At 55.0% G+C, this 24,705-nt stretch carries 23 protein-coding genes; 13 read left to right on the top strand and 10 right to left on the bottom strand.

Annotated elements, in window-relative coordinates:
- Positions 1-220 precede the first annotated feature (220 nt).
- The 5 genes from F8R23_RS01535 to F8R23_RS01515 form a co-directional block, all read right to left on the bottom strand.
- The gene (locus F8R23_RS01535) at positions 221-1,393 is read right to left on the bottom strand and encodes a Gfo/Idh/MocA family protein (protein WP_129938739.1); all 1,173 of its coding nucleotides are present in this window, start codon (positions 1,391-1,393) and stop codon (positions 221-223) included.
- A 14-nt stretch (positions 1,394-1,407) separates the two neighbouring features.
- A complete protein-coding gene (locus F8R23_RS01530) occupies positions 1,408-2,331 on the bottom strand; it encodes a TIM barrel protein (RefSeq protein ID WP_151415500.1) in 924 nt (307 codons plus the stop codon).
- A 208-nt stretch (positions 2,332-2,539) separates the two neighbouring features.
- Complete coding sequence (locus F8R23_RS01525; protein ID WP_151415170.1) at positions 2,540-3,544, bottom strand: LacI family DNA-binding transcriptional regulator; 1,005 nt, start codon at positions 3,542-3,544, stop codon at positions 2,540-2,542.
- 114 nt (positions 3,545-3,658) lie between these two features.
- Entirely contained in the window at positions 3,659-3,799 is a 141-nt protein-coding gene (locus F8R23_RS01520) for a DUF2000 family protein (protein ID WP_112348311.1), read from the bottom strand.
- A gap of 131 nt (positions 3,800-3,930) precedes the next feature.
- On the bottom strand, positions 3,931-4,338 hold the full coding sequence (locus F8R23_RS01515; RefSeq protein WP_165366387.1) for a hypothetical protein: 408 nt from the start codon (positions 4,336-4,338) through the stop codon (positions 3,931-3,933).
- A 207-nt stretch (positions 4,339-4,545) separates the two neighbouring features.
- Between F8R23_RS01515 and F8R23_RS01510 the strand changes: the two genes are divergently transcribed.
- Entirely contained in the window at positions 4,546-5,754 is a 1,209-nt protein-coding gene (locus F8R23_RS01510) for an MFS transporter (RefSeq protein ID WP_151415169.1), read from the top strand.
- 210 nt (positions 5,755-5,964) lie between these two features.
- Positions 5,965-7,086 (top strand): AI-2E family transporter, encoded by a 1,122-nt coding sequence (locus tag F8R23_RS01505; RefSeq protein ID WP_129934903.1) that lies wholly within the window; start codon positions 5,965-5,967, stop codon positions 7,084-7,086.
- A 90-nt stretch (positions 7,087-7,176) separates the two neighbouring features.
- Here F8R23_RS01505 and icd read toward each other — a convergent pair whose 3' ends face one another.
- Positions 7,177-8,430, bottom strand: coding sequence for an NADP-dependent isocitrate dehydrogenase (gene icd / locus F8R23_RS01500; RefSeq protein WP_099064850.1), 1,254 nt, complete (start codon positions 8,428-8,430; stop codon positions 7,177-7,179).
- 132 nt (positions 8,431-8,562) lie between these two features.
- Here icd and rluE point away from each other — a divergent pair, with 132 nt between their 5' ends.
- From rluE to purB, 5 genes are all read left to right on the top strand, one after another.
- A complete protein-coding gene (gene rluE, locus F8R23_RS01495) occupies positions 8,563-9,189 on the top strand; it encodes a 23S rRNA pseudouridine(2457) synthase RluE (RefSeq protein ID WP_129938741.1) in 627 nt (208 codons plus the stop codon).
- Positions 9,190-9,223: 34 nt separating this feature from the next.
- Positions 9,224-9,670 carry an NUDIX hydrolase gene (locus F8R23_RS01490; protein WP_099064848.1) on the top strand — a complete coding sequence of 149 codons (447 nt, stop codon included), beginning with the start codon at positions 9,224-9,226 and terminating at the stop codon, positions 9,668-9,670.
- A gap of 95 nt (positions 9,671-9,765) precedes the next feature.
- On the top strand, positions 9,766-10,869 hold the full coding sequence (gene mnmA / locus F8R23_RS01485; RefSeq protein ID WP_151415168.1) for a tRNA 2-thiouridine(34) synthase MnmA: 1,104 nt from the start codon (positions 9,766-9,768) through the stop codon (positions 10,867-10,869).
- Between the two features lie 2 nt (positions 10,870-10,871).
- Positions 10,872-11,498, top strand: a complete 627-nt coding sequence (gene hflD, locus F8R23_RS01480) for a high frequency lysogenization protein HflD (protein ID WP_085116342.1) — start codon at positions 10,872-10,874, stop codon at positions 11,496-11,498.
- A 22-nt stretch (positions 11,499-11,520) separates the two neighbouring features.
- The gene (purB, locus tag F8R23_RS01475; RefSeq protein ID WP_112348289.1) at positions 11,521-12,891 is read left to right on the top strand and encodes an adenylosuccinate lyase; all 1,371 of its coding nucleotides are present in this window, start codon (positions 11,521-11,523) and stop codon (positions 12,889-12,891) included.
- A 51-nt stretch (positions 12,892-12,942) separates the two neighbouring features.
- Here purB and F8R23_RS01470 read toward each other — a convergent pair whose 3' ends face one another.
- From F8R23_RS01470 to pdxR, 3 genes are all read right to left on the bottom strand, one after another.
- Positions 12,943-13,644: a GNAT family N-acetyltransferase gene (locus F8R23_RS01470; protein WP_151415167.1), complete on the bottom strand. Its 702-nt coding sequence runs from the start codon at positions 13,642-13,644 to the stop codon at positions 12,943-12,945.
- A gap of 20 nt (positions 13,645-13,664) precedes the next feature.
- Positions 13,665-14,117, bottom strand: coding sequence for a GNAT family N-acetyltransferase (locus F8R23_RS01465; RefSeq protein WP_112348370.1), 453 nt, complete (start codon positions 14,115-14,117; stop codon positions 13,665-13,667).
- A gap of 135 nt (positions 14,118-14,252) precedes the next feature.
- A complete protein-coding gene (gene pdxR, locus F8R23_RS01460) occupies positions 14,253-15,770 on the bottom strand; it encodes a MocR-like pyridoxine biosynthesis transcription factor PdxR (RefSeq protein ID WP_151415166.1) in 1,518 nt (505 codons plus the stop codon).
- Positions 15,771-16,062: 292 nt separating this feature from the next.
- Between pdxR and F8R23_RS01455 the strand changes: the two genes are divergently transcribed.
- The 6 genes from F8R23_RS01455 to F8R23_RS01430 all read left to right on the top strand — a co-directional run bounded on the left by F8R23_RS01455 (position 16,063) and on the right by F8R23_RS01430 (position 23,520).
- Complete coding sequence (locus F8R23_RS01455; protein ID WP_151415165.1) at positions 16,063-16,779, top strand: gluconate 2-dehydrogenase subunit 3 family protein; 717 nt, start codon at positions 16,063-16,065, stop codon at positions 16,777-16,779.
- Positions 16,780-18,558 carry a GMC family oxidoreductase gene (locus tag F8R23_RS01450; RefSeq protein WP_151415164.1) on the top strand — a complete coding sequence of 593 codons (1,779 nt, stop codon included), beginning with the start codon at positions 16,780-16,782 and terminating at the stop codon, positions 18,556-18,558.
- An 18-nt stretch (positions 18,559-18,576) separates the two neighbouring features.
- Entirely contained in the window at positions 18,577-19,857 is a 1,281-nt protein-coding gene (locus F8R23_RS01445) for a c-type cytochrome (RefSeq protein ID WP_129938746.1), read from the top strand.
- Positions 19,858-20,179: 322 nt separating this feature from the next.
- A complete protein-coding gene (gene phoP / locus F8R23_RS01440) occupies positions 20,180-20,851 on the top strand; it encodes a two-component system response regulator PhoP (RefSeq protein ID WP_020826469.1) in 672 nt (223 codons plus the stop codon).
- Positions 20,852-20,856: 5 nt separating this feature from the next.
- Positions 20,857-22,314 (top strand): two-component system sensor histidine kinase PhoQ, encoded by a 1,458-nt coding sequence (phoQ, locus tag F8R23_RS01435; RefSeq protein WP_099064865.1) that lies wholly within the window; start codon positions 20,857-20,859, stop codon positions 22,312-22,314.
- Between the two features lie 84 nt (positions 22,315-22,398).
- On the top strand, positions 22,399-23,520 hold the full coding sequence (locus tag F8R23_RS01430; protein WP_099064841.1) for a ribosomal protein uL16 3-hydroxylase: 1,122 nt from the start codon (positions 22,399-22,401) through the stop codon (positions 23,518-23,520).
- A gap of 48 nt (positions 23,521-23,568) precedes the next feature.
- On the opposite strand, the gene F8R23_RS01425 is transcribed toward F8R23_RS01430, so the two are convergent.
- Positions 23,569-24,657 carry a malate/lactate/ureidoglycolate dehydrogenase gene (locus F8R23_RS01425; RefSeq protein ID WP_151415163.1) on the bottom strand — a complete coding sequence of 363 codons (1,089 nt, stop codon included), beginning with the start codon at positions 24,655-24,657 and terminating at the stop codon, positions 23,569-23,571.
- Between the last annotated feature and the right edge of the window lie 48 nt (positions 24,658-24,705).

Raw genomic sequence — 24,705 nt, 5'->3', positions numbered from 1 at the left:
CGGTAATGTATTCCATGAACAAATCAACATGGTGAATAAGTGAACTATAATTGGGCGAACTGAGGTTTTCAGCAGGTAGTCTATTATGTCATTTAAAGGTAGCTGTCACTGCGGCGCCGTCAATCTTCGCTGCGTGCCGGAATTAGCGCTGGATTCGTTGAAAATCCATCCGATTGACGGCGCCAGCGCCTGAAAGGCCCAGACAGGAAACAGGCGTGAATCAGCGAAACTCCACCCAGCTGGCACCGGCATCGGCGGAGCGCACACAGTTTTCGACCCAACGCACCCCCATCGTCCCGGCAGCAACGTCGGGGTACCAAAAATCGGCCAGAAAATCCCGATCCCGCCGATCGGTAGCATCCATCGCCAGGGCAAAGCGTCGGTACAGATTCGACCAGGCTTCAAACAACCCCTCCGAATGACCACCACCAATCCGATCGTCCGCCAGTGCTATAGGATCCAGATAGGACATACCGCGTTCCAGAATGCGTACCGGTTCGCCCTGCACTTCAAATCGCAGTTGGTTCGGCTGCTCATCCCACCACTCCAGGCTGGCCTTCTCACCGACAATTCGGACCTTCTGCCCGTGCATCGAACCACTGTTAACCGCAGAGCACCACAGGGAGCCAACGGCACCATTGTCATATTCCATCAGCACATAGGCATTGTCCTCCAGCGGTGCCCGCGTTTTGACAAAACTCTGGCGGCTGCACATCAGGCGTTTGACCTTTAGCTGCGGCACCATGGTTTCCGCCAGGAACAAAGGATGGGTAGCCAAATCACCCAATACGTAGCTGGGGCCGACAAAACGGGGATCTACCCGCCAGCGGGTGCTGGGGTTATCCAACTCCACCGCCGCCGCATGGAATCCGTGCGCAAATTGCATGTTGATAATGCGGATCTCACCCAGCAGGCCGTCGGCGATCATCTGCCGGGCCTGAAGGATCAACTGGTGTCCGGCGTAGCCGTAGGTAACACCGATAATTTTATGCTGTTTTTGGCTCAGTTCGACCAGCGCCTGCGCTTCTTCAACGGTGAAACACAGTGGTTTCTCACACACGACATGCAGGCCAGCGGCCAGTGCCGCCTGGCAGATGGCAAAGTGGGTATTATTGGGGGTGGCAATGGAAACCGCCTCGATGCCATCCACTCTGGCAGCCTCTTCGCGAAATAGCGTAGCGTAATCCGGGTAACAACGCTCCGCTGCGATCCCCAGGCTCTGTCCAAAAAGACGCCCTCGCTGCGCGTCAATATCAAACGCCCCGGCCACCAGGGAGAAAGTGCCATCGCGCAGTGCCGCAGAACGATGAATATAACCAATCTGACTGGTTCCGCCGCCGCCAACCATCCCCCAGCGCAAGGACCGTTCCAAAGGTTTAATGCCGTTGATCATCACATTTCTCCTGATTAAAAACCGAGGGTTCGTAAATAGTTGAGGCTTTCCGTTACATCACTCAGGCTGCCCTGCGCATGACATGGGTCCCGCTCCTGCTCAATGGTGATCCAACCCTGATAACCACGCGTTATTAATAATTCTCGCACCGCCGGGTAATCGATCGCCCCCTTGCCCAATGGACACATCACTCCCTGCGCACAAGCAGTGAAGAAATCCAGCCCACTCGCCAACACCTGGTGAAATACCTGCGGGTTAACATCCTTGAAGTGCAGGTAATCGATGCGCGCAAAATAGCGATCAATCCAGGTGGTCGGGTCCATACCTGAGTAATACAAATGGCCAGTGTCCAGGCACAGCCCGGCGATTTGGTGAGGAATTTGCTCGACCAGTTGCTCAATTTCATCGGCGAATTCTATACAACCACCGGCATGCGGATGCACTACCGGCCGCACGCCATATTCCTGCCAGGCAATTTTGCCAAGAGTCATGATATGGCCGATCATCCGCTGCCAGTCCGCCTGGGTAAGTCGCGGTGCCAGTAAGGACTGCCCGGCAAATTTGGCACGCTGAGGATTACCGAAATCAATAATCACCAGATATGGCGGTGAGCAGTTACCGGCATTTATAGACTGCGCCCTGGCAGTCTGCGACAAATTTCGGCAAATGTTATGTGTCAGTTCAAGGAGATAGCTAAAGTTTTGTTCGCTGACCAGATCGTCGAAAATGGTGCCGGCCACCAGCGACAGTCCGTGCCGCTGTAATTCGGCGCTCAAGATATCGGCATCGGTGGGCAGATAGCCCCAGGGCCCCAGCTCAATGCTGCGATAGCCGGCAGCGTTCGCCTCCTGCAGCACTTTGGTGTAAGGCGGAAGATGCGGGTTTTTAGGGTCATCCACACCCCAACTACAGGGCGCATTGGCAATCGGCAAACTCATCATTTTTATTCCTGGTCGAAGTCGATGTGTCCTCAGTATTAAATAAACGTTTCGAAACCGGCAATGATGAAACTTTCATTTTTTGATGACGATCTCGTTAATTTTGATAGTTTAAATGATAGTTTTTTATCAAATCCAGGCAGGTCGAAGCGCCTGGGAGATTGGGAGATTTATAATGAAAAACGGCTCCACCAGAGGGAGCCGACTATCAGAGGTTTTCTTTGGTGATCAGATCAAAGCGGTTAATGGTGTGACTAAAACCGGAGGAGCCGCCACCGGTGGCGGCGACAAAAGTGCTGATGACTGACGCCGCAAACTCGGCAATACGATGCCTGAGCATCAGATCCAGCGTGCCGTCGATCAGCGCCATTTCGCCGCCTGCAACCGGGCCATGGCAAATCAGCATCACCTGATGCTGCCTGCCGCTTTTCCGCAGCGCAGCGATAATCCCTTCCACACCCCCGCAGGGTGCATACAGAGCCACCAGATTGGGATGCTGCTCCAGCAAGGTTTGAGTGACTTGTCTTGCGCTTTCGGCCCGTTCATGACTGCGTACCGGCTCAAGCACCCGCTGACCACTCAGGTGTTCGCGCAGGTAAGATCGAAAGCTGATTTCGCAGGTTTCCTGACACAGAAAACGGTTATCGCCGATAATTACCCCGACATCGCCCTGGCGGTGGCACAAGCGATCCACCGCCCAGCCGATATAACCGGCACGGCTGTGTACCGATAAATCCGACAGCAACGTAAACACCTTTATCCCCTGCCTGGTAGCCTCTTCCACCGCAAAACGGATCATCGGGTTATCCAGCGCCAGCACGCCGATCACATCCACACTTTGACTTAACTGTGTGATGGCGGCAGCGGTGTCGCTAACCGCGCTGATATCATGAAACATGAACTGTGGCGGGTGCTCAGCGTCGTAATAGGGTGCAGCCTGTTCCAGCAGGCTATCCGCCAGTTGTGCGTAGAACGAATGTTCCTTGCGCAGCAAGATAAAGCCCATTTTAATCCGTGCGGCGGGTTGGCCTACCGTCTCAAACAATTGATGTGATTTCTCTAGTGCGAAGCCTAATTTGTGCGCAGCCGCAATTACCCTGCGGGCCGTTTCCGGCCGTACTGTTGCGCGCTGGTTTATTACCCGGTCAACCGTAGCGATACCAACATGTGCCTCTCTGGCAATGGCGGCCAGGGTGGTTTTCTTGCCTGCCATAATCGTCTCCCTCATGATTTTGATAAAAACTATCATGTCCCAGCAGCCCAAAGAAATCAGGCTGCCGTTTTTGTGTGATCGGGCGCGTTAATGGCGTAATGCGACAGACAGGGTCTAGCGGTAAACCGAGAATTTTTTCGTCAGTGGCTTAAGCTGTTCGGTATCTCCGTATAGCGCCACCGCGACAAATTCCAGTTTTTCATATTCGGTATTGGCGGTATCGGCGATCTGCTGCTCAGCCGAATGCGGCAACATGGTGGTGGTAAAGAAGTTGGCTCATATTGGCGCTTACGCCTTCGATAGCGCTGGGATAATGATGAACTTCGCGCTGTTCGATCAAGTAGAGAGAGATTGTATAACCTCTCTCCAACATTCTCGCGAGCGGGTTACTTCACTTGCCACATCCGGTACTGACCCCAAAAACCATTTTCCGTGACATATTCCTGATCTGTACCATCAGCCACGATATCCAGCGTTTTTCTCATTCCCATAGACAACACATTGCAATCATTGCTCACTTTCAATTTATGCGGGCCTTTATCCAGGTAAGCCACGGCAAATTGATTTTGTCGCAAAAGTGCAATATTAGTTTCATCTACCGCGACCACAAACCGGCAAGTCCCCCCGCTCCCTCCACCAATAAACTGCTTGTTTCTGGTGACAGTAATTTTGCTCTGTACCACGTTTTCTTTTTTTTCAGCATATTTTTTGCTCAAAACTTCATCTGCCGGACCATAAGGCCTGGCACAACCAACAAGAGTAAATAATGTCGCTGCTAATAATATTTTTTTCATTTTAATTCCAGATTAATTAAAGCCTTACAATGATATCAGTATGCAACAGAGAGAAAAATATAACTCTTGCTTAAGGGAGATAATTAACGAAAAGGTTCAGCAATAAGGCTCGAAATGTACGGTTCTGCCGGCCAATAGAGCCACAATTGAACTGTCGATAATTTCGGCATAACGCATAGTCTGATTTTTATCTCCCAGGAGAAAATCATGACTGCGACCAAGCTCGACGCCGTGGGCTCAGCGCCAGCCCCCGCCACGCAGTGGCCGGCAATCGTCAATGTGCTGTTCGCCGGTATTGCCGTGGCGCTGCACGTGGGAAAAGCGACCATTGCCCTACCAGAACTGCAGCGCGAGTTTGGCCGCTCGCTGGAGTCGCTGAGCTGGATTATTTCCGCCTTTCCGTTTATCGGCGTGTTCGGTGGCATCGCCGCCGGGCAACTGGTGCGCCGCTGGGGCGATCGTCGCTTGTTGGGCCTGGGCTTGATGATCGTCAGCGTCGCCAGCTTCGCCGGGGCGACTCAGCACGACTTCACCGGCTTGATCGTCACCCGCGTTATCGAAGGGATCGGCTTTGTCATTGTGGTGGTGGCTGCACCGACCGTGCTCACTCGGGTAGTGGCGCCGCAACAACGTAATCTGGTGTTCAGCATCTGGAGCACCTTTATGCCGGCGGGCATAGCGATCTCCCTGTTCTTCGGCCCGCATTTCGCCGACTGGCAACAGAGCTGGGTCGCCGGTGGCATTCTGACCCTGCTGGCGGCATTGTTGCTACCGCTCACCACGCCGCGCATGGTGACAACTGCCGCTGCTGCCACGACGGTGAAATTGCGTCAGGCGCTGGCCAGCATCCTGCGTGCCCGGCAACCGCTGCTGCTGGCCCTGATCTTCACCACCTATAACCTGCAGTTTTTCGCCGTGATGGCCTTTCTGCCGATATTCCTGATGCAACGCATCGGGCTGACACTGGCCGCGGCCGGCGGTGTCAGCGCAGCGGTGATAGCGGTCAATATTCTCGGCAATCTGTTCGCCGGTGTATTGCTGTCGCGTGGCCTGCGTGCCCGTACCCTGCTCGCCATTGCCAGCATGCTGATGGGGCTTGCCGGAGCCAGCGTCTTCCTTTCGATCACACCGAATGCCATGCTGGTTCCACTGTGTTTACTGTTTAGCGGTATCGGCGGCATGCTGCCCGCCACTATTCTGGCTGCCACCCCAGCGGCGGCACCCGAGCCCACTTTGATCCCGCTGAGTCTGGGCCTGGTGATGCAGGGCATTTATCTTGGCCAGGTGGTCGGCCCTATTGTCTTGAGCAGCCTTGTCGCCTACTCCGGCTGGTCTGCGCCCGCGGGTATGGTGCTGGCCGCCGCGGTGTTGGGCAGTATTCTGGCGCTGGCGCTCGCGTCGAAAACCAGCCCCTAGGCAATGCATGTCCGGACAAGTTGCCGAGCCGTCGTTTCATCAGCTTAATGTCCTCATAACATGAGGCATTATTAATAAGTTCTATTAACTGTTCACCGATAAAATCCGCTACCTGTTAAACGTTTGTGATGATAGGGTTTAATCTTCAAGAAGTGTCAATGCCATTGAATACCGGCATTGGTGGAGAAATCTATCATCAGAGGGACGGGTATGATGTCTAAGGGTATTTCAAAGGGATTCTTTATTCTGATCCTTTTTATAGTGACCGCGGCTTTTCTGGATGTACTGGGTCCCTATTACTCGTCAGTGTTGTGGGCCATCATCCTGGCGGTAATTTTCCACCCGGTGAAACAAAAACTTAAGCAGTATCTGGGTGACCGCAATGGCCTGGTGTCTTTTTTGACGCTGGTAGTGATCTGTCTGATCGTATTTACTCCCCTGGCGATTATTGCGTCTTCATTGGCGATTGAGCTTAACGTGGTCTACACCAAATTACAGGGTAATAACACCCAATTCCCGGTCATTGTGGCCGATACCCTACAGTTACTCCCCAACTGGGCGCGTCATTTCCTGACAGAGCACAACCTCGACAACGCGGCTGAAATACAAAAGAAACTTTCGGAAGTGGCACTGCAGGGTGGGCAATACCTGGCCGGTAGCGTGTTCCTGATCGGCAAAGGCACGTTCAACTTTGCCGTTGGCTTTGGCGTGATGCTTTATCTGCTGTTCTTCCTGCTGAAAGATGGCGCTTATCTGGTTAATCTGACGCTCCAGGCGCTGCCATTATCCGAACATGTTAAACATCATCTGTTTGTGAAGTTCGCGGCCGTTTCCCGCGCGACGGTAAAAGGCACGGTCGTGGTGGCGGTAGTGCAAGGCGCGCTCGGCGGCCTGGCGTTTTACTTCACCGGCATCGAAGGCAGTCTGCTGTGGGCCGCGTTGATGGCGTTCCTGTCTATTATCCCCGCAGTGGGCTCCGCCATTATCTGGGTACCCGCTGCCATCTATTTCTTCGCCACCGGTATGTTGTGGAAAGGCCTGTTCCTGGTGGGCTTCTTCGTGGTGATCATCGGTTTGGTCGACAACATTCTTCGTCCACTGCTGGTGGGTAAAGACACCAAGATGCCGGATTATCTGATCCTGATTTCAACCCTGGGCGGTATGGAGATTTACGGTATTAATGGTTTCGTCATCGGCCCGCTTATCGCCGCCCTGTTCATCGCCTGCTGGAATATTCTTTCCGGCCGCGACAGTGCCGAAACCACGGATGAGATTGATGAAGATTTTATCGAGGAAGGCAAGAATCACCCTGATGCCACCAAAGCGGATTGAATAAAAATCCCCTGTCGAGTGGGGATTTAAACTGGAAATAAAAAACGGGAGCTATAAGCTCCCGTTCTTATTTCAAACGCTTAAACACACTTACATGTGTTTAACGATAGCGTCGCCAAACTCTGAACATTTCAGCAGCTTAGCGCCTTCCATCAGGCGTTCGAAGTCATAGGTCACGGTCTTGGCAGCGATTGCGCCTTCAGTGCCTTTAACAATCAGGTCAGCCGCTTCGAACCAGCCCATGTGACGCAGCATCATTTCTGCAGACAGGATGATGGAACCTGGGTTCACTTTATCCTGACCGGCATACTTAGGTGCAGTGCCGTGGGTGGCTTCGAACAGGGCGCAGTCGGAACCGATGTTGGCGCCAGGTGCGATACCGATACCACCAACCTGTGCAGCCAGGGCGTCGGAAATGTAGTCACCGTTCAGGTTCATACAGGCGATCACGTCGTATTCAGCCGGACGCAGCAGGATTTGCTGCAGGAAGGCGTCGGCGATCACGTCTTTAACCACGATCTCTTTACCGGTGTTCGGGTTCTTGATTTTCAGCCATGGGCCGCCGTCGATCAGCTCACCGCCGAACTCTTCGCGCGCCAGTTCGTAGCCCCAATCCTTGAAGGCACCTTCGGTGAACTTCATGATGTTGCCTTTGTGAACCAGGGTCACAGAGTCGCGGTCGTTGGTGATAGCGTATTCGATCGCTGCACGAACCAGACGTTTGGTCCCTTCTTCAGAGCATGGCTTCACGCCGATACCGCATTGCTCTGGGAAGCGGATTTTCTTCACGCCCATTTCGTCGCGCAGGAACTTGATCACTTTGTCTGCTTCAGCAGAACCGGCTTTCCATTCGATACCTGCATAGATGTCTTCGGCGTTTTCGCGGAAGATCACCATGTCGGTCAGCTCTGGGTGTTTAACCGGGCTTGGGGTGCCCTGGTAGTAACGCACCGGACGCAGACACACGTACAGGTCCAGTTGCTGGCGCAGGGCCACGTTCAGGGAGCGAATACCGCCACCGACTGGGGTAGTCAGCGGGCCTTTGATGGCAACGCGGTAGTCACGGATCAGATCCAGGGTTTCTTCCGGCAGCCACACGTCTTTCCCGTAAACGTGAGTGGATTTTTCGCCGGTGTAGATTTCCATCCAGGAGATTTTACGTTCGCCGTGGTAGGCCTTTTTCACTGCTGCATCAACCACGTGAATCATAGCAGGGGTAACGTCAACGCCAATGCCGTCGCCTTCGATAAACGGAATGATCGGGTTATTCGGAACAACCAGTTTACCCTGGGCATCGACCGTAATCTTTTTACCTTCTGCCGGAACAACTACTTTGCTTTCCATCAACCTCTCCTTCAAGCGCAATTTTTGTTAATGCTTTGTAAGATGCGTGTAGATACTACTGGAATTTTCTGTCCGCGCCAATCCGAAACGGATTCGGTTATAATGCGCCTATCATCCGTAATCTCAACTGTTATGAAAAAATTCCCTGTTAGAAATCACAAAGTTAAACGATTCAGCCCGCCTGATGCCGCCAAACCCGCTGTAGCACAAGGGCCGCGTCGCGTGGTGTTATTCAACAAGCCCTTCGATGTGTTACCCCAATTTACCGATGAGGCTGGCCGCACCACGCTGAAAGAATTCATTCCTTTTGCCGATGTTTATGCCGCCGGACGCCTGGATCGCGATAGCGAAGGATTATTGGTGTTAACCAATGACGGCAAACTGCAGGCACAGCTCACCCAACCGGGCAAGCGTACCGGTAAGGTGTATTACGTGCAGGTCGAGGGTGCACCGCAGGACAGCGATTTGGCTCCCTTGCGCAGCAGCGTCACGCTCAAAGACGGCCCGACCCTGCCGGCTGGCGTGGAGTTGGTCGCCGAACCACAATGGCTGTGGCCGCGCAATCCACCGATCCGCGAACGCAAATCAATCCCGACAGCCTGGCTGAAAATCACCCTGTACGAAGGGCGAAACCGTCAGGTACGTCGCATGACTGCACATATCGGCTTTCCTACCCTGCGGCTGATTCGCTACAGTATGGGTAATCTTTCATTGGGAGAACTGCAACCCGGTGAATGGAAAAACCTTGATTCGCTGTAATCAGCCCGCCAAGCCGCCGTTGTAAGGGGTCGCCATGTTTAAACCACACGTTACCGTTGCCTGCGTGGTTCACGCCGCCGGCAAGTTCTTGATTGTCGAAGAGACTATCAACCATAAGGCGCTCTGGAACCAGCCGGCCGGTCATCTTGAGGCCGACGAAACCCTGGTGCAGGCCGCCGAGCGCGAACTGTGGGAAGAAACCGGCATCCGCGCCACACCGCAGTCATTCCTCAAGCTGCACCAGTGGATCGCGCCGGACAACACGCCGTTCCTGCGTTTTTGCTTTGTGATTGAGCTGGAACAACCGTTGCCGACCGAGCCGCACGACAGCGATATCGACCGCTGCCTGTGGTTGAGCGCCGACGAGATTTTACAGGCACCCAACCTGCGTTCCGCACTGGTGGCGGAAAGCCTACGTTGTTATCAGCAGCCGGAGCGCTATCCGCTATCACTGGTCAGCAGCTATAACTGGCCATTTTGAGATGAATAAGTGCCGTGCGCCGACGAGGCCAACGTGGTAAAATCCTGCGCTTGTTTTTTATCAGCACGGTTAGTGTTCAAGTTCGCGAGATCCCCATGTCAGACAACAGCCAGAAAAAAGTAATCGTCGGTATGTCCGGCGGCGTCGACTCTTCCGTTACTGCCTATCTGTTACAGCAACAGGGCTATCAGGTCGCTGGGCTGTTTATGAAGAACTGGGAAGAAGACGATGACGAAGAATACTGCTCCGCAGCGACCGATCTGGCCGATGCGCAGGCGGTGTGCGACAAACTCGGCATCGAACTGCATACGGTGAATTTCGCGGCAGAGTACTGGGACAACGTGTTTGAGCTGTTCCTTGAAGAGTACAAGGCCGGCCGCACGCCGAACCCGGACATCCTGTGTAATAAAGAAATCAAATTCAAAGCCTTCCTGGAATTCGCCGCAGAAGATCTGGGGGCCGACTTTATCGCCACCGGCCACTACGTGCGCCGCCAGGACGTGGACGGCAAAAGCCGTCTGCTGCGCGGAGTCGACGGCAACAAAGACCAGAGCTACTTCCTCTACACCCTGAGCCACGAGCAGGTCGCACAAAGCCTGTTCCCGGTCGGTGAGTTGGAAAAACCGGAGGTGCGCCGCATCGCCGAACAGCTGGAGCTGGTTACCGCCAAGAAAAAAGACTCCACCGGCATCTGCTTTATCGGCGAGCGCAAATTCCGCGACTTCCTCGGCCGTTACCTGCCTGCACAGCCGGGCCCGATTGTTAGCGTCGACGGTCAGACCGTTGGTGAACATCAGGGTCTGATGTACCACACTCTGGGGCAACGCAAAGGGCTGGGCATCGGCGGTATGAAAGACAGCAGCGAAGATCCGTGGTACGTGGTGGACAAAGACGTCGCCAACAACGTACTGGTGGTCGCGCAGGGGCATGAGCACCCGCGTCTGATGTCCGTCGGGCTGATCGCGCAGCAACTGCATTGGGTTGATCGCCTGCCGCTGAGCAGGCCGTTCCGCTGTACGGTGAAAACCCGTTATCGCCAGCAGGATATTCCTTGCACCGTCACCCCGCTTGACGAACAACGCATCGAAGTGCGTTTCGACGAGCCGGTTGCCGCCGTCACCCCAGGCCAGTCAGCCGTGTTCTATCAGGATGAAATCTGCCTCGGCGGCGGCATTATTGAACAGCGTTTACAGGAGTAATCGTGGCGAAGAATTATTATGACATTACGCTGGCGATGGCCGGGATCAGCCAGACCGCACGTCTGGTTCAGCAGTTGGCACACGAAGGCCAATGCGATCGCGAGGCCATGAATATCTCGCTGAGCAGCCTGCTGCAGATGGATCCCCCTTCCACGCTGGCGGTGTTTGGCGGTGAAGAACGCAATCTGAAAATGGGTCTTGAGACGCTGATGGGCGTCCTCAATGCCAACAATAAAGGCCTGGCTGCCGAACTGACCCGCTACACCATCAGCCTGATGGTGCTGGAGCGTAAGCTCAATGCCAATAAGCAGGCGATGAACCAGCTTGGCGAACGTCTCGGCCAGCTTGAGCGTCAACTGGCGCATTTTGATCTGGAATCAGACACTATTATCAGCGCGCTGGCCGGCATTTATGTCGACGTGGTCAGCCCGCTCGGGCCGCGCATCCAGGTGACCGGTTCACCGGCGATCCTGCAAAATCCGCAGGTGCAGGCCAAAGTTCGCGCCACATTGCTGGCTGGCATCCGTGCCGCCGTGCTATGGCAACAGGTTGGCGGCAGCCGCCTGCAGTTAATGTTTTCCCGTAATCGTCTGTTTAAACAGGCGCAAAATATCGTTGCTCATTGTTAATAGATCCCAGGAGTTGCTACCGATGGAATTATCCTCACTGACCGCCGTTTCACCCGTTGATGGACGCTACGGTGATAAAGTCAGCGCACTGCGCACCATTTTCAGCGAGTACGGTCTGCTGAAATTCCGTGTGCAGGTTGAAGTACGTTGGCTGCAAAAACTGGCCGCCTGCGCAGAAATCAAGGAAGTTCCGGCTTTTGACGCCGACGCAAACGCTTTCCTCGACAAGATCGTCGCAGAGTTCAGCGAAGAAGACGCGCAGCGTATCAAGACTATCGAACGCACCACCAACCACGACGTGAAAGCGGTTGAATATTTCCTGAAGGAAAAAGTGGAAGCGGTCCCTGCCCTGCAGGCGGTGTCCGAGTTTATCCACTTTGCCTGTACCTCCGAAGACATCAACAACCTGTCGCACGCGCTGATGCTGCAAACGGCACGTCAGGATGTGGTGCTGCCGTACTGGCGTAAAATCATCGATTCGATCAAGGGCCTGGCGCTGGAATACCGCGATATTCCGCTGCTGTCCCGTACCCACGGCCAGCCTGCCACCCCGTCCACCGTCGGTAAGGAATTCGCCAACGTGGCCTACCGGATGGAACGTCAGTTCCGTCAGTTCGAACGTGTGGAAATCATGGGTAAAATCAACGGTGCGGTCGGCAACTATAACGCCCACATCGTCGCTTACCCTGAAGTGGACTGGCATATCTTCAGCGAAGAATTCGTCACTTCGCTGGGCATCACCTGGAACCCGTACACCACTCAGATCGAGCCGCACGACTATATCGCCGAACTGTTCGACTGCGTTGCGCGTTTCAACACCATTCTGATCGACTTCGACCGTGACGTTTGGGGTTACATCGCGCTGAATCACTTCAAGCAGAAGACCATCGCCGGTGAAATCGGTTCTTCCACCATGCCGCACAAGGTTAACCCGATCGATTTCGAAAACTCCGAAGGCAATCTGGGCCTGTCTAACGCGGTGCTGGGCCACCTGGCCAGCAAACTGCCGGTTTCCCGCTGGCAGCGCGACCTGACCGACTCCACCGTGCTGCGTAACCTGGGCGTCGGCCTGGGTTATGCATTGATCGCCTACCAGGCGACCATGAAAGGTATCAGCAAGCTGGAAGTGAACCAGGCACACCTGCTGGACGAACTGGATCACAACTGGGAAGTGTTGGCCGAACCGATCCAGACCGTGATGCGCCGTTACGGCATCGAAAAACCCTACGAGAAGCTGAAAGAGCTGACCCGCGGCAAGCGCGTGGATGCTGCCGGTATGCAGGCGTTTATCGATGGACTGGCATTGCCGGAAGAGGAGAAAACTCGTCTGAAAGCCATGACCCCGGCTAATTACATTGGCCGCGCCGCGACCATGGTCGATGAACTGAAGTAATCGCTATACTGCTAAAACAAAGAGGCGGCCACATGGCCGCCTCTTTGACTTCTATCCCATCAACTCCTGCAGCCGTTTTTTCTGCTGCCCTTGTGCGTCGAAGTTGTCGGGATCCAGCCACTGCTCAAACCCGGCCCTGATGGTCGGCCAACGGTCGGCTGTTATAGCAAACCAGTCGGTGTCCCGGCTGCGGCCCTTGGTGACCAACGCATATCTGAAAGTGCCTTCATACTTAAAACCGAATCTCGTCGCCGCCTGTTTGGAGGGGGCGTTATGGCTGTCGCACTTCCATTCACAGCGGCGATAACCCAAATCCTCAAACAGGTGTCGCAGCATCAGATAAATCGCTTCGGTGGCGCTCGAGCGCTGCTTCATCGCCGGTGACCAACTGACATGGCCAATCTCCGCCACGCCGTTAGCTTCATCGATGCGCATGTAGGCCACCGTTCCGACCGGAGCCTGGCTTGCACGGTCGAACACCGTCAGGTTCACCAGCGTGGCATTCGCCTGCAGGGTGGTCAGATGCTGCAACATCGCCGCCGGGCTGTCCGGCCGTTCTATCGATAAATAGGTCCAGTCCCGGCCATCCGGCGCCTGCTGGAAAGCACTGAACAACGCGGCATGATCCCGCTTCGCATCAAGCTGTTTCAGGCGGCAAAATCGCCCGTCGAGCGTCTCGCCAGTTGGGCGCTTCACTACCCGCCAATCGGCTAATGGCTCGCCGACCGGCTGGCCGAATTGATTGATCACCATACAGCCTCCCCTACCTGTCGTTAACGTTCATAAACAACAAACGAAGTTCTTCGACCTATTTTGTCATACAACGAACGGGCCGGAGCATTATATTCCTGCGTCGTCCAATAAACCCGATCGCTGCCTTTTTCGTCCGCCAACTGATAGGCCTGCTCAAATAATTTTTCGGACACCTTCTTGCCACGCGCCGCCGGCGAAACATAAAGATCTTCAATATAGCAATAACCCACCGAACTCCAGGTGGAAGGATGGAATATCAGGTTCATTAATCCCAACAAATTGCCGTTTTTATCTTCTGCCACCAGGCCATAAACCTGCGGATCCTCACATAAACGTCCAAAGGTGTGATCGGTTACCTGCGGCTTAATATCCGCGCGATAAAAATGAAGATACCCTTGCCAAAGATCTAACCACTGAGGTTTATCAGCGTTTTGTAATTTACGAATTGTGACTTCATTGTGTACTGGGAGCATAATGCCTCTCTGGTTTTAAGCTGTTATTTCCAGAGGAGAAATAACGGAATACCCGCAGGATACACCGGCCAATGCCTACTGAATACAGACCAATCAACAACAGCGGGCAGACCAATTTCAACGAAATCACCCTGCTCAGATCGATTCTGGAAGCGTGCTGAAAATCGATGATAACTTTTTGATAAAATTTACAATTTCGTCTGGATTATAGGCCGCAAATCCGAATACCAACGCACCTTCGCCCGGCGGATGGGTATAAAAATCAATCAATCCATAAACCTTCATCCCCTGCGCAGCAGCAGCCAGGATCAACTGCCGTTCGGTTGCCGCGTCCGCCAATGGACAAACCAGTTGCAGCCCCCCCTGTGGCAACCGCGGTTGAGTCCAGGTGGCAAGATACTGATGCACCGCCGTATGTAAAATCTCCAGTCGGGCCTGATATATCTTGCGCATATTTCTTAAATGTTCGGCATAAAAATCGTCATTGATAAATTTGAATAACGTCATCTGTGGCAGTGCCGAAGTATAACCATCCTGGAATTGTTTAGCCGCCACCATAGGTGGAATTAATTGCGGCGGAACAATAAGAAAGCCAATGCGTAACCCCGGGAACAGACTTTTACTAAAAGTACCGATATATAACGTACGTTGGTACTGATCCAGCCCCTGTAATGATGCAGTGGTCAACCCGTTATAATTGAACTCGGAATCGTAATCATCTTCAATAATCCAGGCCTTTTCACGTTGCGCCCACGCTAATAACTTCAGTCTTCTTTCAATACTGAGTGAATATCCCAGAGGGTAATGATGAGAAGGGGTGATATAAACGCCCCGCCCGCCCTCTTTGGTCTGAACCAACGTATCGATATCCATACCCGATTGATCCACTCCAATCGGCTGAGCGATTAAGCCCGCCGATTGAACCAGTTTTTTCGCGCCCTGATAACCGGGCTCTTCAACAAACACCCGGTCACCGGGATTAAACAGCACCTGGGTACACAGCGAGAGCGCCTGCTGGGAACTGGTCACCACGATCACCTGCTCAGCACTGGCCTTAACGCCCCTTTCCCGGCGCAGATACTCGATAATTTCCTCTCTCAACTCCACCAGCCCCTGAGGATCGGCATAGCCCAGCAGGCGTTCGGCTCCCTGGCGCACCGCCTGCCTTTCCAATTGCAGCCAGCTATCGATAGGGAACAAGCGCAGGTCGGGCATTGAGGGGGTCAATGAGCCGCTGCGGCGGGTATGTGGAGCATGGGCAGCAATCAGCAGGGAGCGGCCGTGTGCACTCAGTTCCCGCTCCACCAACAGGGCATGACCCATATGGTCGACCGCCAGCAGTTCACGGCCGATCAGGGTGTCTTGCTGGTAACTGACGAAGCTACCGCGCCCAACGACACGGGCAATATAGCCCTCCGCTTCCAACTGGCCATAGGTCAGTTCGACGGTATCGCGAGAAATAGCCAGTTGAGCCGCCAGAACCCGGCTGGGCGGCAGTTTTGCCTGATAGCACAGCTCGCCCGCCGTCACCTGCTGTTTGATCGTCAGGTGCAGCGCAGCCTTACGCGTCATCCCCTGTCGTAAATGCTGATTAAAGCTTGCCTGAATCGCCTCTGTCGAAACGCCCTGTTGGCTGTCACTGCTGTGTTTCATGCTGCTCCGGATCAGAGGTCCGCCGTGTCTCCGGAGAATAAACCGGTAACGGAGATGTTATTTAATTGATCTAAATCAATCTAGTTGTGAACAAAATGTTTTGAAACAGATCATCCGTTGTTTGATTTACAGCGCCAGCCCTACACTAATACAACCATACCAGTAGCTTGCTACTAATGTGGTTGTCTAGTTTATTACCCGTCCCCGCCTGTTTACCGCTGCTGGATAGCAGCGGCGTTGGCCGGTATTGCCAACGCGGGCATTTATTGTGAAGCATGTTCAAGGTGGAATTATGTCACAACAGCACAACTCTTCGCCGCCCCGGCGTAACTTTCTCAAAAAGACCCTGGCGTTGATCCCGCTGGCCGCCGCTGGCAGCAGCATTCTGGCACTGGATGCCAAGGCTGCCCCCGCTGCCGGCGTATCGGAGCACTATGTTCCGGTCTATTTCAACGCAGATGAATGGCGTTTTCTGCTGGCGGCCTGCGACCGACTGATCCCCACTGACGATAATGGCCCAGGTGCAGTCGATCAGGGCGTACCGGTGTTTATCGATCGGCAAATGGAAGCCCCCTACGGCCACGGCGGCTTATGGTACATGCATCCGCCGTTCGTTCCTTCCCCGCCGCAACTGGGCTATCAGTCCAAGCTGACGCCGCGCGAAACCTACCGAATCGGCATCCGCGAAGTCAATGCACACTGCCAGCAACAGTTCCAAAAAGGGTTTGCCGATCTCGATCACGCCGAGCAGGAACAACTGCTGGCGGCGCTGGAGCACGGCCAACTGGATTCTGAAGACCTGCCCGGCAAGGCGTTTTTCGACCAGTTGCTCACCAACACCAAAGAGGGCTACCTGGCCGATCCGGTGCATGGCGGTAACCAGACGCTGGCGTCTTGGAAAATGATCGGTTTCCCCGGCGCACGTGCGGATTACACCGACTGGGCTAATCGCCCCAATCAGCCTTATCCCCTCGGGCCGGTCAGTATCTCAAGCAAAAGGAATGCATAAATGAGCGCAATCAAGAAGCCAGCGGTAGACGTGGTCATCGTTGGATTTGGCTGGACCGGCGCCATCATGGGGATGGAGTTAACCGAAAGTGGGCTTAGCGTGTTGGCACTGGAGCGTGGTGAACAGCGTGATACTTATCCGGACTTCGCCTATCCACGCATTGCCGATGAACTGACCTATGGCATTCGCATGAAACTGATGCAGCCGATGGCCAACGAGACGGTCACGGTACGTCACACCCCGGCAGAATTTGCCGTGCCCTACCGTCAACTGGGTTCCTTTTTGCCGGGCAACGGCGTCGGCGGTGCCGGTGTGCACTGGAATGGTATGCATTGGCGCGCTTTGCCGTCCGACCTGAAGCTGCACACCACCCTCACCGAAAAATACGGAGCCAAGTGGATCCCGGAAGGTATGACGCTGCAGGACTATCCGTTGAGCTATCAGGAGCTGGAACCCTACTTCGACAAGTTCGAAAAAGTCTGCGGCACGGCAGGTAAAGCCGGTAATCTGCGCGGGCAAATCATCAAGGGCGGTAATCCGTTCGAGGGACCACGCAACAGCGAATACCCCACTCCGTCGCTGAAGCCGCTTTACTCCGGTTCACTGTTTGGCACCGCGGCCGAGTCGCTGGGTTATCACCCCTTCAACGTGCCTGCCGCCAACTGCTCCGTCCCCTACACCAATTCCTATGGCGTCCAGCTCGGTCCCTGCAACTACTGCGGCTACTGCGAACGCTTCGGCTGCTTTATGTATTCCAAAGCGTCACCACAGAGCACCATCCTGCCGGTGCTGACCCAACGTAAAAACTTTGAGCTACGCACCCAGTCGCAGGTGATCAAAGTGAATCTGGACAGCAGCGGCAAGAAAGCCATCGGCGTGACCTATATCAACGTCCTGGGACAAGAGGTGGAGCAACCGGCCGATCTGGTGATCCTCAGCGCCTTCCAGTTGCATAACGTCCGCCTGTTACTGCTGTCCGGCATCGGTAAACCTTATAACCCGGTCACCGGGGAAGGCGTGGTCGGCAAGAATTACGCCTACCAGATGAACAGCGGTATTTCGCTGTTTTACGATAAAGATACCCACTTCAATCCGTTTATCGGTGCTGGCGCGGCCGGTATGGTGATCGACGATATGAACGGGGAGAACTTCGATCATACCGGCTTGGGATTCATTGGTGGGGCTTACATCTCCGCTACCCGCACCGGGGGCCGACCGTTGCAGCAAATGACGCTGCCGCCGGGCACACCCGGTTGGGGCAGCGGCTGGAAACAGGGCATCAAGGATAACTATTTGCACAGCATGAGCCTCGGCTCCGAAGGCTCGGTGATGCCTTACCGCGATTGCTATCTGGATCTGGATCCTACCTACAAGGACGGCTACGGCCTGCCACTGCTGCGCATGACGTTTGACTGGAAAGACAATGAGATCAAAATGACCCAGCACATCACCAGCAAGATGGTGGATATCGCCAACGTCATGAAGCCCAAACAGATGTCGGTATCGGTGATGAAAGCCGGCGATCATTATGATGTGCGGCCTTACCAGTCGACCCACACCACCGGTGGTGCTATTACCGGCGACAACCCGGCCACCAGCGTGGTGAATAAATACCTGCAATGCTGGGACGTGCCAAACGTGTTTGTCACCGGTGCCTGCGCCTTTCCGCAGAACCTGGCCTATAACCCCACCGGCATTGTCGGCGCGCTGGCCTACTACTCGGCCGAGGCGATACGCACTCAGTATCTGAAAAGCCCCGGTCCTCTGGTTCAGGCCTGATAGCATAAGGAGCTTCACATGAAAGGACTTACCCCCTCGCTGCTGGCGCTGTTGATGCTGGGTGCTACCAGGGTACAGGCAACTGACGACCCACAATTGGCGGCCCGGCTGCAACACGGGGAATACCTGGCGCGCGCCGGTGACTGTGCCGCCTGTCATACCGCCCCCAGCGGCGTACCCTTTGCCGGTGGTCTGAAAATGACCACCCCGGTCGGTGCTATCTACTCCACCAACATCACGCCGGATAAACAAACCGGCATCGGCGAATACAGTCTGCAGGAATTCAGTGACGCCTTGCGCAAAGGTATCGCTCGCAACGGTACCCGACTCTACCCGGCAATGCCCTATCCCTCGTTCGCCAAAATCAGTGATGGGGACGTTCGCGACCTGTACCTGTATTTTACCCGGCACGTTAAGCCTGTAGCTCAGCCCAATAAAGACAGTGACATTCCCTGGCCGCTGAATATACGCTGGCCGCTGGCCATGTGGAATCTGGCGTTTCGCGAAGACGGCGCCTATCGGCCGGATACCACACAAAGCCTCGACTGGAACCGCGGTGCCTATTTGGTCCAGGGGCTGGGCCACTGCGGCTCCTGCCATACGCCGCGCGGTATTGGCTTCCAGGAAAAAGCGCTCAACCAGAGTGACGACGCCTATCTGAGTGGTGGCACACTGGAAGGCTGGCATGCCACCAACCTGCGCGCGGATGCGGTAAGTGGCCTGGGCAAATGGAGCACGGAAGATATCACCCGCTTCCTTAAAACCGGCCATACCCCCCGTTTTGCCGCCTTCGGTGCAATGGTTGACGTAGTACAGGACAGTACTCAGTCCCTGAGCGATGCCGATTTGCGTGCCATTGCCGTTTATCTGCAATCCTTGTCGGCCGCCAATAAGGAAAAGCCGCTGACGCAGGACGGTAGCTCAGCCAAAATGCTGTTAAACGGTGATGTCAGCCGCCCGGGTGCCCAAACCTATCTGGATAACTGCGCCGCCTGTCACCGCAGTGACGGCCAGGGCTATCGCGACACCTTCCCACAGTTGGCGCACAACCCGGCGCTGTTAAGTGATGATCCGTCCTCGCTGATCGGTATTATCCTCAACGGCTCCCGTACGCCAGTCACCGTCGGCGCGCCCACCGGGCTGACCATGCCGGACTTTGGCTGGCGCCTGAACGACGAGCAGATTGCTCAACTCGCCACTTTTGTGCGCAGCAGTTGGGGCAATGATGCACCGGCGGTAACCGCCGCACAGGTACAGGAAATCCGCAAAAGCAGCGTCAGTAAACCGACCCAGCCTTAAATACTTCAGGGGCCCGGAATCGGGGGCCCCTCTCCCCACCTCGCAGCCTCTTTCGTTTAATTTTGGTTTAACTTTGCCTCCTCATTGTTTATCCAGCGTTTATTTGATGTTGCCGATAATGACCACGCACCGAAAATCGATAGCGCTATTTCCTGCCAAGGTTCTGCGTCCCTTGCGGTAACAGCCGGTTATACCTACCATAACGTCAATATAACGATCAGATGGCCTAGGTTGTCGCACGCTATCCCTCACACGCCAAGCGCGTGTTACCTTTACAGCGTGGGTGACAGGATGTTCACCCGCCGATTTACAGGAGTCTGCCATGCGAGTACTGGTTGTTGAAGATAACGGTTTATTGCGCCACCACCTCTCCGTACAGATGCGTGAAATGGGCCACCAGGTTGATGCAGCAGAAGATGCCAAGGAAGCCGACTATTTCCTGCAGGAACATGCGCCGGACATCGCGATTGTCGATCTCGGCCTGCCGGGTGAAGACGGCCTGAGCCTGATCCGCCGCTGGCGTGCCCACCAAATGAAATTGCCTATCCTCGTGCTGACCGCACGCGAAAGCTGGCAGGACAAAGTGGCGGTGCTGGAAGCCGGGGCCGACGACTACGTCACCAAGCCGTTTCATTTGGAAGAGGTGATTGCTCGCATGCAGGCGCTGATGCGTCGTAACAGTGGCCTGGCTTCCCAGGTGATCGTCTTGCCGCCGTTCCAGATCGACCTTTCACGTCGCGAGCTGAGCGTCAACGAACAGCAAATCAAACTGACGGCGTTTGAATACACCATTATCGAAACCTTAATCCGCAACGCCGGCAAAGTGGTCAGTAAAGACTCGCTGATGCTGCAGCTATATCCGGATGCCGAACTGCGCGAAAGCCACACCATTGACGTACTGATGGGCCGTTTGCGTAAAAAGCTGCAGGCCGAATACCCACAGGAAGTGATCACCACGGTTCGTGGCCAGGGCTATCGTTTTGATGCGAAGTGAACATGATGTTCAACAAAGATAAAAAGCCGTTTTCACTACGCGCCCGATTTTTGATGGCCACCGCCGGGGTGATCCTGGCGCTGTCGCTGTCCTATGGTCTGGTCGCGGTCGTGGGGTATATCGTCAGTTTCGACAAAACCGCCTTCCGCCTGCTGCGTGGCGAAAGCAATCTGTTCTTCAGTCTGGCCCAGTGGAAAGACAACAAACTCACCATCGCCATTCCGCCCGATATCGATCTCAACTTCCCTACCCTGGTGTTTATTTACGATGATAAGGGCAAGTTGCTGTGGAGCCAGCGCCAGGTGCCGGAGCTGGAAAAGCGCATCAATAAAGAGTGGCTGGAAGAGTCCGGTTTCTACGAAATTGACACCGATACCCGCATCAGTAGCGAAGTCCTGGGTAACAACCCCAAGGCGCAGGATCAGCTCAAAGACTATGACGACAACGACCAGAATGCGCTGACCCACTCGGTGGCGGTCAACACCTACGCGGCGACGCCACGGTTACCCGCGTTGAGTATCGTGGTGGTTGATACCATTCCACAGGAACTACAGCGCTCCGACGTGGTGTGGGAATGGTTCAGCTATGTGTTGCTGGCTAACCTGCTGTTGGTGGTCCCCTTGCTGTGGCTGGCAGCCTACTGGAGTTTGCGGCCAATCAAGGCACTGGTGAGTCAGGTCGGCGAACTGGAGAACGGTGAACGAGAACAGCTTGACGAAAATCCCCCCAGCGAGTTACGCGGACTGGTGCGCAATCTGAATATTCTGGTGCGCAACGAGCGCCAGCGCTACACCAAATATCGCACCACGCTTTCCGATCTGACCCACAGCCTGAAGACGCCATTGGCCGTGCTGCAAACCACCCTGCGCTCACTGCGTACCGGCAAGCAAACCACCATCGAGGAGGTCGAGCCGATCATGCTGGATCAGATCAGCCGTATCTCCCAGCAAATCGGCTACTACCTGCACCGCGCCAGCATCAATTCGGGACAAACGGTACTGACACGCGAGATCCATTCAGTACCGGCCCTGCTCGACAGCCTGAATGTGGCCCTGAACAAGGTCTATCAGCGTAAGGGCGTGGTGATCACCCTGGATATTTCGCCGGAAGTGACCTTTATGGGGGAAAAGAACGACTTTATGGAGGTGATGGGCAATGTGCTGGAAAACGCCTGTAAATACTGCCTGGAATTCGTTGAAATCACTTCTCTGCACTCCGATAAATACCTCACTATCGTCATCGACGACGACGGTCCGGGCATTCCGGAAAGCAAGCGCGAGCTGATCTTCCAGCGCGGTCAACGGGTAGACACATTGCGCCCGGGCCAGGGCCTGGGATTGTCAGTAGCGGCAGAGATTATTGAGCAGTACGACGGCTCCATTACCATCAGCGACAGCCCACTGGGCGGAGCCCGCATGCAGGTCACTTTCGCTCGTCAGCACGATTCCCACCATAACGAGTAAATTCTGTTGTTAAGGCCCCGATCCACGGGGCCAAACTTCCGTTATAATCGCTCTCAGGCTCACTCCACTATCCTGGAATAGAACATGGATTATCAATTAGATCTGGACTGGAACGATTTTTTGCAACGTTATTGGCAAAAGCGTCCGGTGATTCTGAAGCGCGGCTTCAAAAACTTTATCGATCCGATCTCCCCGGATGAGCTGGCTGGGCTGGCGATGGAAAACGAAGTGGACAGCCGTTTGGTCAGCCACCAGGACGGTCGCTGGCAGGTTGCGCACGGTCCCTTTGAGAGCTTTGACCACCTGAGCGAGAACAATTGGTCGCTGCTGGTGCAGGCAGTGGATCACTGGCATGAGCCTTCCAGCGCGCTGATGCGCCCGTTCCGCCAACTGCCGGACTGGCGGATGGACGATCTGATGATTTCGTTCTCGGTCCCGGGGGGCGGCGTAGGCCCGCACCTCGATCAGTACGACGTCTTTATCATTCAGGGCACCGGCCGCCGTCGCTGGCGTGTGGGCGACAAAGTGCCGATGAAGCAGCTTTGCCCGCATCCTGACCTGCTGCAGGTTGAACCTTTCGATGCCATTATCGATGAAGAAATGGAGCCGGGCGATATTCTGTATATTCCGCCGGGCTTCCCGCATGAAGGTTACGCGCTGGAAAACGCACTGAATTACTCCGTGGGCTTCCGCGCCCCCAACGGCCGTGAATTGATCAGTGGTTTTGCCGACCACGTGCTGGCGCGCGAGCTGGGCAGCAAACGCTATAGCGATCCAGACATTCAGCTGCGCGAACATCCGGCGCAAGTGCTGCCACAGGAAGTCGACGCTCTGCGCCAGATGATGCTGGATCTGGTTCAGCAACCGGAACACTTCCAACAGTGGTTCGGCGAGTTTATCTCTCAGACCCGCCACGAACTGGACGCTGCACCGCCAGAGCCACCTTATCAGGCCGGAGAAATCTACGAACTGCTGCAACAGGGTGAACCCTTACAACGTCTGGGCGGCCTGCGCGTATTGCGCGTCGGTGACCAGTGCTTTGTGAACGGCGAACTGATGGATACCGAGCATCTGCAGGCTGTCGATGCGATGTGCCAGAACTTCAGCGTTAATGCCGCCCAATTGGGTGACGCGGTGGACGATCCTTCGTTCCTGGCGCTGTTGACCGCACTGATCAACAACGGCTACTGGTATTTTAAAGACTGAAGCTGACAAGATTCTAATCAGGCCACCCGCTTAGGCGAGTGGCTTTTTTTATGCCCGCAGCGCCCTGCTCTGGTAACCGTCCAGCTCATCGTCCGGCATGCCCGCTTGTATCGCCGCCGCGCAAATCTGCTGCCAGGTGTTGGCATCTATCGGGATCCCCTGCTGCAACCGCGCCTCGCGGTTCGTCTCCTCCCACTCCCCCGGCACCTCAATCGGCCGGCCATCGCTTGAAGGGGAAGCCTTCACCCAGTCGATAAACGCCTCTGCCTCGTTCTGCATCTCAGGCGCGGCGAAGGCCTCTGGATTGAGGATAATGGTGGTCATGCAGTTGAAAATGGCGTCGCTGTCGGATTTCAGTGTAGCACTATGGGTAGTGCGTCCACCGGACAACGCGCCGCCGAGAATTTCGCACAGGGTGGCCAGCGCGTAGCCTTTATGCGCACCGAACGGCAGCAGCGAACCAAACGGCGATTGATGCATCACTTTGGGTTCATTGGTCGGTTGCCCATGTCCGTCAATCAGATAGCCCGGCGCGACTTTCAAGCCTTTGTTGTAGGCCACGCGAGTTTTGCCAAAAGCGATGCCGCTGGTGGCGAAATCCAGCAACAGCGGTTTTTTATCTGCACGGGGGAAAATGACGCAGAAGGGGTTAGTGCCAAAACGACGATCGCTGCCGCCGAAAGGCGCCACCATCGGATCACCCACCACGTTGACGAAATGGATGGAGATAAAACCGGCACGCGCGCACTGTTCAGCCCAGTGACCAATGCGGCCAATATGATGCGAGTTATTCAACGCCACCGCCGCCAGGCCCAGTTGGCGGGCGCGCTCGATACCTTTGTCCATCGCCTCGCTGGCGACCACCTGGCCAAAACCCTGACCACCGTCAATCGTCAGTACCGCACCGGCGTCGCGCACCACCTCGGCATGAACATTCAGTTGCAAATGCCCCTGCGCCAGCGATGCCATATAGCTGGGGATCATGCCAACGCCGTGCGAATCGTGTCCGGCCAAATTGGCCTGAACCAAATGTTCAGCCACTAATTCGGCCTCCCGATCCGTACTGCCGGCATGGCGCCAAATGGCCTGTACAAACTGCTCAAGGCATTGGCGATCGATACGGTGTTCAGTGCTCATGATACGGCTCCTTGTGCTGAAAATAGCTTCCACACTAGGAGCAAATCA

The sequence above is a fragment of the Serratia proteamaculans genome, assembly GCF_008830365.1.
Classification (GTDB): domain Bacteria; phylum Pseudomonadota; class Gammaproteobacteria; order Enterobacterales; family Enterobacteriaceae; genus Serratia; species Serratia proteamaculans.
This window is presented reverse-complemented; position numbering and strand designations above follow the sequence as displayed.

Bases quoted from the DNA above. Each gene is read 5' to 3' on its own strand.
- F8R23_RS01535 (WP_129938739.1), bottom strand. From the start codon at position 1,393: ATGATCAACGGCATTAAACCTTTGGAACGGTCCTTGCGCTGGGGGATG.
- F8R23_RS01530 (WP_151415500.1), bottom strand. From the start codon at position 2,331: ATGAGTTTGCCGATTGCCAATGCGCCCTGTAGTTGGGGTGTGGATGAC.
- F8R23_RS01525 (WP_151415170.1), bottom strand. From the start codon at position 3,544: ATGGCAGGCAAGAAAACCACCCTGGCCGCCATTGCCAGAGAGGCACAT.
- F8R23_RS01520 (WP_112348311.1), bottom strand. From the start codon at position 3,799: ATGTTGCCGCATTCGGCTGAGCAGCAGATCGCCGATACCGCCAATACC.
- F8R23_RS01515 (WP_165366387.1), bottom strand. From the start codon at position 4,338: ATGAAAAAAATATTATTAGCAGCGACATTATTTACTCTTGTTGGTTGT.
- F8R23_RS01510 (WP_151415169.1), top strand. From the start codon at position 4,546: ATGACTGCGACCAAGCTCGACGCCGTGGGCTCAGCGCCAGCCCCCGCC.
- F8R23_RS01505 (WP_129934903.1), top strand. From the start codon at position 5,965: ATGATGTCTAAGGGTATTTCAAAGGGATTCTTTATTCTGATCCTTTTT.
- icd (WP_099064850.1), bottom strand. From the start codon at position 8,430: ATGGAAAGCAAAGTAGTTGTTCCGGCAGAAGGTAAAAAGATTACGGTC.
- rluE (WP_129938741.1), top strand. From the start codon at position 8,563: ATGAAAAAATTCCCTGTTAGAAATCACAAAGTTAAACGATTCAGCCCG.
- F8R23_RS01490 (WP_099064848.1), top strand. From the start codon at position 9,224: ATGTTTAAACCACACGTTACCGTTGCCTGCGTGGTTCACGCCGCCGGC.
- mnmA (WP_151415168.1), top strand. From the start codon at position 9,766: ATGTCAGACAACAGCCAGAAAAAAGTAATCGTCGGTATGTCCGGCGGC.
- purB (WP_112348289.1), top strand. From the start codon at position 11,521: ATGGAATTATCCTCACTGACCGCCGTTTCACCCGTTGATGGACGCTAC.
- F8R23_RS01470 (WP_151415167.1), bottom strand. From the start codon at position 13,644: ATGGTGATCAATCAATTCGGCCAGCCGGTCGGCGAGCCATTAGCCGAT.
- F8R23_RS01465 (WP_112348370.1), bottom strand. From the start codon at position 14,117: ATGCTCCCAGTACACAATGAAGTCACAATTCGTAAATTACAAAACGCT.
- pdxR (WP_151415166.1), bottom strand. From the start codon at position 15,770: ATGAAACACAGCAGTGACAGCCAACAGGGCGTTTCGACAGAGGCGATT.
- F8R23_RS01455 (WP_151415165.1), top strand. From the start codon at position 16,063: ATGTCACAACAGCACAACTCTTCGCCGCCCCGGCGTAACTTTCTCAAA.
- F8R23_RS01450 (WP_151415164.1), top strand. From the start codon at position 16,780: ATGAGCGCAATCAAGAAGCCAGCGGTAGACGTGGTCATCGTTGGATTT.
- F8R23_RS01445 (WP_129938746.1), top strand. From the start codon at position 18,577: ATGAAAGGACTTACCCCCTCGCTGCTGGCGCTGTTGATGCTGGGTGCT.
- phoP (WP_020826469.1), top strand. From the start codon at position 20,180: ATGCGAGTACTGGTTGTTGAAGATAACGGTTTATTGCGCCACCACCTC.
- phoQ (WP_099064865.1), top strand. From the start codon at position 20,857: ATGTTCAACAAAGATAAAAAGCCGTTTTCACTACGCGCCCGATTTTTG.
- F8R23_RS01430 (WP_099064841.1), top strand. From the start codon at position 22,399: ATGGATTATCAATTAGATCTGGACTGGAACGATTTTTTGCAACGTTAT.
- F8R23_RS01425 (WP_151415163.1), bottom strand. From the start codon at position 24,657: ATGAGCACTGAACACCGTATCGATCGCCAATGCCTTGAGCAGTTTGTA.